This is a genomic window from Candidatus Auribacterota bacterium, from assembly GCA_026392035.1.
Classification (GTDB): domain Bacteria; phylum Auribacterota; class Tritonobacteria; order UBA1439; family UBA1439; genus JAPLCX01.
Genome location: JAPLCX010000035.1, coordinates 1 through 10065, shown reverse-complemented (window position 1 = coordinate 10065; position 10065 = coordinate 1). Strand labels below are relative to the sequence as shown.

The following is a 10065-nucleotide window of genomic DNA, read 5'->3' as shown; positions in this document are numbered from 1 at the left end:
TCAAAGCACGCAACGTGATTCGAAGGGCGTACGGCTACCGGGACAAGGATTACATGAAGCTTAAGATCATCCAAGCATGCACACCCTGGATGGCTCAGTTCCGTCCTTGGCCGGCAACCCACACTATCGTGCGATGAGCCGATTTATTTTTCAGTGTATTCAGTGTCCTCAGTGGTTACGTACCTCCGCCCGCTCAGTGGTGAGCCTGATATAGATCTTCTCATAGCGTCTGGCATTCTCGTTGAGGCTCATGCAGGAACGCGGGAGGTTTTTCCGAAGCGTGGCCAGCAGCGTGGGGTTTTCAACGATCCGCGCGAGGTGCGCGCTCAGCCCCCTCCAGTCCCCGGGCGGGAAGGTCAGCCCATCCACACCCTCCCTGATGAAGTCAGACAGGGCTCCCACACGAGAGGCGATGACCGGCAGCCGGGAGGCCCATGCCTCCCAGAGGACCAGATTGAATGTCTCATGCCACAGCGACGGAATCACCACGACATCCAGTCCCGCCATGAGGCGGGGCAGCTCCTCCGGCTGATATGCCCCCTGAATCTCCACCTGGCCGCGTGGAAACCGTGTGATGGCTTTCGTGATAAATCGCGTGAAGCGCGGGGGGTAGGCACGACCATAAATCCTGAGCGACGCCTTCCCCGGAGAAAGCCCCCTGATCGCCCTGAGGAGGGTCACCACTCCCTTGTGCGCCATCACCGTACCGATATAGCCGACCACGAGGGGCCTTGTGCCGTCGTACTCATTCCGGAGGAAACCCGCGCGCGCTTCAGGGAGAGGCGGCGCGCCATGTGGTATGACCACCACCCTCTCTTTGGGAATGCCCAGCGCCTCATAGATTTCGCGAGCCTTTTCCGAGGGGGCAATAAGGGCATCGGCGCTGCTGAGGTTATGGAGCAACCTGGCGCACCGCTCGCGATACACGCGCCTCAACTTCTTCGTTTTCCTTGGCATCGCGAGCGGCTGGATGGCCGCGAGCGTCCTGAGCACTATTCTCTCACCGGGGCACGCGCCGAGGAATCCCGTCCCCCACTTGAGCCGCTCGATCACCGCGGAGGCCATGAGAGAGAGGGAGCCATGAGCGCAATACCGTGAGCAGTTGCGGCCATCGTCGGGACCGGGGCAGATCGTCCCGTCGGGCCTGAGGAGCTGGACGCGCTCGCACGCATACCAGTAATCGTGCAGCGATACCACCAGGGGGATTCCATGTTTCTTGACGATGAGGGGGATACCCCACGAGGCTCCCGAGAGGTGCTGCACGTGGACGAGGTCCGGTTTCAGTCGCGCGAGCTCATCTTCGAAAATCTCCTCAATGCGCGGGTGGTAGTCATACATGTACCTCTCTTGCAGTTTCTTGAAGTTATTCACGATCCTCATCACCGGAATCCCGTCTCTCTCGTCACGTATGATTTTATATTCTGGGTAGCCAAACCGCTCCTCGCGCGCAATCACCAAGACATCGTGCCCCATCTCCTTGAGCGCCACGCAGAGCCTCTGGGCGCATATCTCCGTCCCCGCGACGGCGGTGGGCGGATAGCCATGAACCACAACGAGAATCTTCAACGGTGCCATTCCTATTTTTTCTGTATCTGCCTCTGCCGGGATAGGAACCTCCGCGCCATCCGCGGCAACTCATCCGAGTGCTCCCCGAGCCACCGGCCGAGCACACAGCATGCGTGAAATGGAACACTGAAAAAGAACTGTTCCATCGGGCGGCCTGTTCTCTTCAGATAACGAAGGTCATCTCGAAGTGAAACCAGAAACGTTTTCGCTGATCGCCTGAGTGTCACGGTCGGCGCCAGGCGCGCGCTCCTCACCATGCGGCCGTAATCATAGTGCTGCCGCAACTGTTCCCGCAGGCGGTAATCGTGGCTGTGGAGAACGGCCGAATCGGGTTCATAGACAATCTTGTAGCCCGCGAGCAGGACCCGCTCGGCCCAATCAACATCCTCGCCAAAGTCAACGTCACGGAAGGGGAACCGCTCCCACGCCGAGCGGCGCAGGCAGGAACTCGTATTCGCGAAATAGACATAGTACGGCTTGCGCGCATCGAGATCCTCCCGGGAGCTCACCTGCTTGACAATCCTCTGCTTCCCCCCCGCCTGCGGCCACTCCTCCTCAATCTGCCGCTCCAGGGGGAGGGAGCAGCCAGGCCTCGGCATGTGGCGGCTGAAAGCCCCTGCCACAGCCGGGTCTTCACGGAGGGGACTGAGAAGGTTTTTGAGCCATGAGCCGTCCGCCGGAGTTGCGTCCTGCGTGAGGAAGACGAGGTAGCCGCCCTTCGCTTCCCGCGCGCCGAGGTTCCTGGTGGCGCCGTGATTGAACTCCTCAGGTTTTATGGAGATGAGCCTTGCGGGATACCGCGCGGCGATCTGGATCGTCTTATCCGTCGAACCCGAATCAATGATGACGATCTCCGGGCGGGTAACGTCCTCCTGGCTGAATATGGCCTTCAACTGCTCTTCCAGGTATCGCTCAGCGTTTTTGGTGGGTATGATGATCGAAACCGCTTCTGCCTTCATCGTTTCCTGTGTACGGAAGTATAAGCCAAGGTGGGGCGAGAATCAATCCAAATGCACGGCCGCGCCGTCAAAATTTCTACCGCACTCCTGCGTGGCGATGGTATAGTGTTGTACTCTAATTCTTTGTAAGCATTCAGCACTGCACACTATGCCCGCGCCGATAGAGTATCTTTCAACCGAACGCTCCCACGAGGGGAAGAAGCGCCGCCCCTGGATATACGTTCCCACCACCTACTTCGCCGAGGGCGTCCCCTATGTCATCGTGAACATCGTCACCGTGGTCATGTACAAAACAATGGGGTTGCCCAACAGGCTGATCGGCCTCACGAGCCTCCTCTACCTCCCCTGGGTCATCAAGATGTTCTGGGGGCCGCTCGTTGATATGCGCTTGACCAAGAGAAGATGGATCATCGGCACCCAATTGACGATGGCCCTGTGCTTCATCGCGACTGCCCTGGTGATCCAGACCGATCTGTTCTTCCCGCTCTCCCTCCTTCTCTTCAGCCTCATCGCGTTCACCTCCGCCACCCACGACATCGCGACTGACGGGTTCTACATGCTGAGCCTCTCGCGAGATGATCAGGCCCTCTACGCGGGTGTCCGCAGCACATTCTACAGGCTCGCGATGATCTTTGCCTCCGGCGGCCTGGTCGTTCTCGCGGGCGCGATCGAGAGAAGAACAGACCTCATCCGCCGGGGTTGGACAACCGCCCTCGGCGTGGCGGGCATTATCTTTCTTTGCCTGGCGTTCTTTCACAGGTTCTACCTCCCCTTCCCGCACCTTGATGCCGGACGCGCCAGGCCATTGAGGTCTCCGAGCCGGCCCGGCAATTCAGATTTCCTCCACGTGTTCAAAAGCTACTTCTCCCAGTCCATGATTATCCCCATTGTGGCGTTCATCCTCCTGTACCGCCTTGGGGAGGCAATGCTCGTGAAGATGGCGCAGCCGTTTTTCCTCGACCCTGTCGCAAAAGGGGGGCTCGGCCTCGCGACCGAGACCGTCGGCGCACTTTACGGAACCGTGGGGACGGGCTTCCTTCTCGCGGGGGGCATCCTTGGTGGATGGCTCATATCCCGCTTCGGTTTTAAGAGATGCATCTGGCCGATGGCGCTCGCCCTCAATCTCCCCGATCTCAGCTATGTCTATCTCGCGTGGGCGCGGCCTTCGCTCGTGACCACCTACGCCCTCGTGGCCGCCGAGCAGTTCGGCTATGGTCTGGGATTCACGGCCTTCACGATCTTCCTCATGTATATTGCGCGGGAGCCGTTCAAAACCTCCCACTACGCCATTTCCACCGGCCTCATGGCATTCGGCATGATGATCCCCGGCGCGCTGAGCGGATACATACAGGAGAGGCTCGGGTACCTCACCTTCTTCTGCCTTGTCTGCCTCCTCACGATCCCCGGTATGATCATGATCTGCTTCATACCTAAAGATAACGTTTGAGTCGTTTGAACAGTTTGAACAACCACACCAGCCGCTTTGAGCAGTTTGAGCTGTTTGAATGGTGTGAACGACTCAAACGGATCAAACGGATCAAACCATTCAAACCTTTTGCAGATCGCGGCAGGAACTATTGACATACACCCTGGGAACAGATACTATCATCATCCCAGAGGGTACTGCATGAAGCTCGTCATCCAGATTCCGTGCTACAACGAGGAGCCCTATCTCGAGAGGACGCTCCGCGACATCCCCCGGAATATCCCGGGCATCGATGAGATGGAATTTGTCGTGGTGGACGACGGGTCCACCGATCGGACCGCCGAGGTGGCGCGGCGCGCGGGCGTCCAGCACCTCGTGCGCTTCAGGAACCGGAAGGGCCTGGCACAGGCGTTCATGGCAGGGCTGGACGCATCGCTCAAGGCGGGGGCCGACATCATCGTCAACACCGACGCCGACAACCAGTACTGCGGCGCTGACATCCCCCAGCTCATCACGCCGATTCTCAATGGAGAGGCCGATATGGTCATCGGCGACCGCACCATCGAGAAGCTCCAGCACGTATCCCCCCTGAAGCGGTCTTTGCAGCGGTGGGGGAGCTGGGCGGTGCGGCGCATCTCTGGGACCGATATCCCCGACTGCACGAGCGGCTTCCGCGCCTACAACCGTGAGGCGGCGCTGCGCATCAACATCGTCTCACAGTTCACCTACACGCTCGAGGCAATCATCCAGGGGGGCAAGAAGAACATCGCCATCGCGCACGTGCCGGTGCGCACAAACAAGGAGACGAGGGAGTCCCGACTCTTCTCGAGCCCCTGGGAGTATGTCAAGAGATCCCTGAGCACGATGGTCCGTATCTACACCATGTACGAGGCCTTCAAGGTATTCCTCTTCATCGGCACCGTGGGGCTGCTCCTGGGGGGGCTCCTCTCCCTGCGGTTTCTCTGCTTCTATTTCACCTCAGGAGGCCAGGGCCACCTCCAATCGCTCATTTTCGCGGCGATCTTCATGATTATCGGCTTCCAGGTTCTGCTCATCGGCCTCGTCGCAGACATCATCTCTTCCAATCGGCGCCTCATCGAGGATGCGCTCTACCGCATCCGGAAGATGGAGCTGAAAGACAGCCAAAAACCGAAAGTTTAAGGCCCAAAGATCGTCCTCAGAGGCTACACATGAACATACTCGTCACCGGAGGCGCTGGTTTCATCGGCAGCTTTCTCGTTGATCGCCTGATCGTGGAGGGGCACCGGGTGAGGATCTTCGACAACCTCGATCCCCAGGTGCACCCCGGGGGCAGGGAACCGGACCATCTCAACCGCCGGGCGGAGTTCATACGGGGGGATGTCCGTGACTACGATTCGCTGAGGAAGGCGGTCGAGGGCATGGAGGTTATCTCTCACCACACGGCCGCCGTGGGCATCGGGCAGAGCCAGTACCAGGTAAAACACTACGTCGACGTGAACATAGGGGGAACGGCGAACCTCCTCGACATCCTCGCCAACCACAGGCACGGGGTCAAAAAACTCATTGTCGCCGCCTCCATGAGCAGCTACGGTGAGGGTCTCTACGACTGCGCGTCCTGCGGCCGCGTGCGCCCGCCCCTCCGATCTGAGGAGCAGTTCAAAAAAGGCGACTGGGAATGCCACTGTCCGAGGTGCAGCGGGCAGCTCAAGCCGCTCCCGATACGGGAGGAGGACGAGCGGCTCGCCACGTCGATCTACGCCATCACCAAGATGGTCCAGGAGGATATGTGCCTGAACATCGGGCGCACCTACGGCATCCCCACCGTCGCGCTGCGGTACTTCAATGTGTATGGGCCGAGGCAATCGCTCTCCAACCCGTACACCGGGGTCGCCGCAATATTCTTGAGCCGCATCAAGAACGACAAACCCCCCGCGATATTTGAAGACGGTCGCCAGTCCAGGGATTTCATCTCGGTCCACGATATCGTCGAGGCGAACATGCTCGCAATGGCAAAGCCCCAGGCTGACTACCAATCCTTCAACGTCAGCTCCGGGAAAGTCACCACGGTCCTCGAAATCGCCGAGATCATCAGCAGTCTCTGCGGAAAGCGGATCACTCCCCACGTCACGATGAAATTCCGCAAGGGCGACGTCCGGCACTGCATCGCCGACACCGGCAAAATTGCTCGTGCGCTCCAGTTCAAGGCCGGGGTTGACTTCAAGGATGGGATGAAGGAGCTCATCGGGTGGAGCGAGGGGGTCACGGCAGTCGACATGGTGGACAAGGCGACTGCGGAATTGAAGGAGAGAGGTATTGTTGGAGCGTAGCGCCTCACCGGTGCGCATATTATTTGACATTTCGCATTATTTGATGTATGCTGGTTAAATAAGGCAATTAGGGAATTCCTGTGCAACGTAGCCTTTTAATATTTATATCTTTCTCATTTTTCTATGCCGCCCATGCGGCCGCTTATGACATCCGCACGAACAGCCAGGGGATACCCCTTCACTGGGGAGATGGCCTGACAGCCATTCCCTATTACATCGACCGCAGGGGATGCAGCGATATCTCTGATGGGAGCGATATTGAGGCAATCCAGTCGGCGTTCCAGACGTGGGAACACGTGGCGAGCGGGAAAATAGAGTTTCAGTTCGCCGGCCTCGTAGAGCGGGGGGAGGTCAACCCGGGGACAGGCGTGGTCATGTGGATAAAAGAGGAATGGCCCTATGATTCACGCTACGTCGCGATGACGCGGGTGCACCCCAGGGCCGATGGCCGCATCCTCAAGGTTGAGGTGTGGCTCAACGGCCGTGACTACCGCTGGTCAACAAACGGGGAGGAGGGGACACTCGATGTCCAGAATGTGGCCACGCACGAGGTCGGCCATTTCATAGGCCTCGGCGATGTCCAGTCAACGGGCCAGACGATGTTTGAATACATCGTACCCGGGGAAAAGACGAAACGATACCTTACCGACGACGACGTCGAGGGGGTCAGGGCCGCCTATCCGCGCGTATCTCAGGATGGGGAGCTCACCCTCCAGGTGTACTCCCTCGATTACGCCAACCGGAACATTCGCCCCGTTGAGAAAAGTTACCCCGCGTTGAAAACGGAAGGCTTTGTGGGCCTGTGCCCGCTCGCCGACCCCGGACTGGGCCGACCGTACACCGGCATCATCCGGGCGCGCGGTGGCGCCGCCACCCTCTCGGTCATGGGAGGGGATGGAATGCTCGCGCGCGACTACGCCATCCAGTGCCCCTATAGGATCAATCCCGGGAGGATTCGCGCCATCTCCTCTCTCGACAGCGACGGCGACGGAGCCCCCTCTGATATCGCGGCGCTCGTATCGACACCGAGCGGCCTGGCGGTCCTCCTCGGCGCGGTGCCGCGTGCCGCCGATGAGCGGAAGAGCATTGTACTGACATCCCTCCCCGTGAAGGGGGCAGATGACGTGCTCGCCTTCGCGCCGCTCGGCCCTGATGAGGGGGAGACGGGAACCATCGTCGCCCTGGCCGAGAAACGCAGGAATAGCGACTTCCATATTTCACTCGCACGCGCGGTGAGAACGGGGGAGAACGGACAGATGATCAACCTCACGCCGCTGCGTTCATGGCAGATTCCCGATTGCACGAGCATCCTCGGGTTGGCGTTGCGCGAGGGTAAAACCCTGAACCGTGAGATCGCCGTGCTGCTGCGCAACGGGCGCGGCGGCATGGAGGTGGCGGTGTATGCCTCCCCATTCGCCGCTGCACCGAGGGACGGGGGGCTGCTGGAGCCAGTCCACAGGCTTGACGCGGGGCCAATCGCCTCGGCGGGAAAGCCAATCGCGGTATCCTCCATCCTCTCGGACGATCCCGGCGACCTCCGGAACCTCTCGGTCATTCTCGCCAGGTAACGCTCCTATTACTTTTAGCTGGTATACCCCTCGTAACTCTTACGCATACCGATGTCTCCTCGTTGAGCGGAGCCCCACGGGCAAGCCCGTGGGTTTCTGCCCCTTCGGAGATTCCTAAAGAGCTTCACGGGCGCAGCCATCGTGGTATGGGGTTTATTAAACCTAATAATCTGAGATACGAGCGGTTATGCATGATATCAGTCGGGGGCGAGTCTCCGGTACAACCAGCGACAGCGATAGAGCGATAGCGGCGATGATGACACCGGGTAATACAACACCCTTGGTCTTAATCCTCTATACTCCGCTAACCCGACTGAAGGAAAAGAGAGCCGGGCTGCTGAAGTGATGAAGAACCGTCACAGTCGGCAGTTCGGCTTTTTGCTTTGATGGCAACGAGCGAACCATACAAATAGCAGAAGGTGATAGGAGAGGAGGTGGTCTGAGATGAAAAGGACTTTGATATTCATCGCATTGACGGGTTTCATATCGCCGCTTTTCGCGGGAAGCGCATACACTGCTTCGCAGGAACAACCGGGGGCGAAGATAGACGTCAACAAGGCGTCATCCGGGGAGCTTCAAAGCCTGTACCTGATGGGTCATAAAAGGGCGAACGCGGTTATCGGGGAGAGGGAAAAGAACGGCCCATTTGTGTCCCTCCGTGATCTTGCAAAAAGAGTGAAGGGGATCGGCCCGGTGATGATCAAAAAGTGGGAGCCGTACGTCATTATCCCCATGGGAGAGGAGGAGGATAACAAAAAACTCCCTTATCCTATAGACGTGAACACCGCCTCAGAGCAAGAGCTTGCGAAGCTCTATCGCGTGGGGCCGGTTATTGCGAAAAGAATTGTTGAAGAGAGAGGGAAGAACGGCTCCTTTTTATCATTGGAAAATCTCTCGAAGAGAGTTAAAGGGGTTGGCCCAACACTCATAGGCCAATGGAAGGATAAAGTAACAAACGCTATGTCAGAATCCCACTGATAGGGTTTGACAGCCCGTTATGATCCTAAAAGCAAATAGCCGCGGAGGTGAGACTAGCCTAATGTAGCATCGGATGAGTTTGAAAAAGGATCAATCAAATGACGCCAAGAAAAGGCAAATGCATTGTCCTCTTGTGTCTAATCCTCCCGCTGGTTTTCTTTCCTTCCAAAAATGCCATAGCCGCTATTGTCATCAGCCAGGTCTTTTACGATCCCGAAGGAGATGACAACAATCCAAATCCTCCAGGCCATCGAGAATTCATTGAGCTGTATAACAATGGAAATCATCCCATTGATCTCTCCGGCTATTGCGTTGAGATCATTCAGAAAGGTAAATGGACACGGCATGTTCCCTTGCGAGCCATTCCCCATGAGCCGATTATTCTCCCTCATTCCTATTTTCTGATCGGAGAGGAGATGACATTCGGTGTGGCGCCCGACTTTCAACATGCCCTTTCTCTTCAGAACGGCAATTATAGCGCCTGTTGGGGAAAGCCCCCTCAGTGGCATTCTGTTACTTCTCCCGTGGATGGCGTGAGGCTTATTGATCCCCAGCGGCACGTCCTCGACTGTATCCTCTATAACCCCACACAACTCGAGCCGCCCGATCTTGATACCTCCGGGGCAGCGACGGATGGCTTCTATGCCGATGTAAACTCAGGGCAGAGCATCGCGCGGATCAATCCTGAAATAGACCATAATCTTCTCTCCGATTTCCAGACGCTGACAATCCCATCTCCCCATGCCCGAGGGCTGCTTGCCGATACTGACATGGATGGCATACCCGATGTGGTGGAAAATGAAGTGGGCAGCGACCCCAATGACGTTGATTCGGATGATGACGGACTCCGCGACGGCGAAGAGCTCAAGAACTGGAATTTCACGGTTGATTCCTGGGAAACGAACCCTGCCCTCGCGGATACCGACGGGGATGGACTGGATGACTACGATGAGGTTGTCGTGTACAAAACCGATCCCCGGAAGGCGGACAGCGATGGCGACGGCCTGCGTGACGGTGATGAGATTCATGTATACCATAGCGATCCGAAAAAGATAGATACCGACGGAGACGGCTTCAGGGACTATTGCGAGGTCATCAATGGTAAAAATCCCGTTTCTGCATCCTCACATCCTGCCCTCGTCATCAACGAGCTGTACTACGATGCTCCGGGAAATGATGCGGGGAAAGAATGGATCGAATTCTACAATGGCGAAGACAATCCGGTCAACGTCTCAGGATTTGTCATCCAGGCATCGGGG

General features: G+C 57.8%; 8 protein-coding genes. 6 read left to right on the top strand and 2 right to left on the bottom strand.

Going from position 1 to position 10065, the window contains the following annotated elements; translation table 11 throughout:
* Window positions 1-168: 168 nt before the first annotated feature.
* Both NTX71_03420 and NTX71_03415 read right to left on the bottom strand, forming a co-directional pair.
* Entirely contained in the window at window positions 169-1566 is a 1398-nt protein-coding gene (locus NTX71_03420) for a glycosyltransferase family 4 protein (protein ID MCX6338954.1), read from the bottom strand.
* Window positions 1567-1577: 11 nt separating this feature from the next.
* Window positions 1578-2525 carry a glycosyltransferase gene (locus NTX71_03415; GenBank protein MCX6338953.1) on the bottom strand — a complete coding sequence of 316 codons (948 nt, stop codon included), beginning with the start codon at window positions 2523-2525 and terminating at the stop codon, window positions 1578-1580.
* Between the two features lie 148 nt (window positions 2526-2673).
* On the opposite strand from NTX71_03415, the gene NTX71_03410 reads away from it, so the two are divergent.
* The 6 genes from NTX71_03410 to NTX71_03385 all read left to right on the top strand — a co-directional run.
* Window positions 2674-3972: an MFS transporter gene (locus NTX71_03410; protein ID MCX6338952.1), complete on the top strand. Its 1299-nt coding sequence runs from the start codon at window positions 2674-2676 to the stop codon at window positions 3970-3972.
* Between the two features lie 180 nt (window positions 3973-4152).
* A complete protein-coding gene (locus tag NTX71_03405; protein MCX6338951.1) occupies window positions 4153-5112 on the top strand; it encodes a glycosyltransferase family 2 protein in 960 nt (319 codons plus the stop codon).
* A gap of 29 nt (window positions 5113-5141) precedes the next feature.
* Window positions 5142-6260, top strand: coding sequence for an SDR family NAD(P)-dependent oxidoreductase (locus NTX71_03400; protein ID MCX6338950.1), 1119 nt, complete (start codon window positions 5142-5144; stop codon window positions 6258-6260).
* 80 nt (window positions 6261-6340) lie between these two features.
* Window positions 6341-7828: a matrixin family metalloprotease gene (locus NTX71_03395; GenBank protein ID MCX6338949.1), complete on the top strand. Its 1488-nt coding sequence runs from the start codon at window positions 6341-6343 to the stop codon at window positions 7826-7828.
* 444 nt (window positions 7829-8272) lie between these two features.
* Complete coding sequence (locus tag NTX71_03390; GenBank protein MCX6338948.1) at window positions 8273-8806, top strand: helix-hairpin-helix domain-containing protein; 534 nt, start codon at window positions 8273-8275, stop codon at window positions 8804-8806.
* Window positions 8807-8904: 98 nt separating this feature from the next.
* Window positions 8905-10065: lamin tail domain-containing protein (locus NTX71_03385; GenBank protein ID MCX6338947.1), on the top strand; the 1161-nt coding region annotated here is incomplete at its 3' end.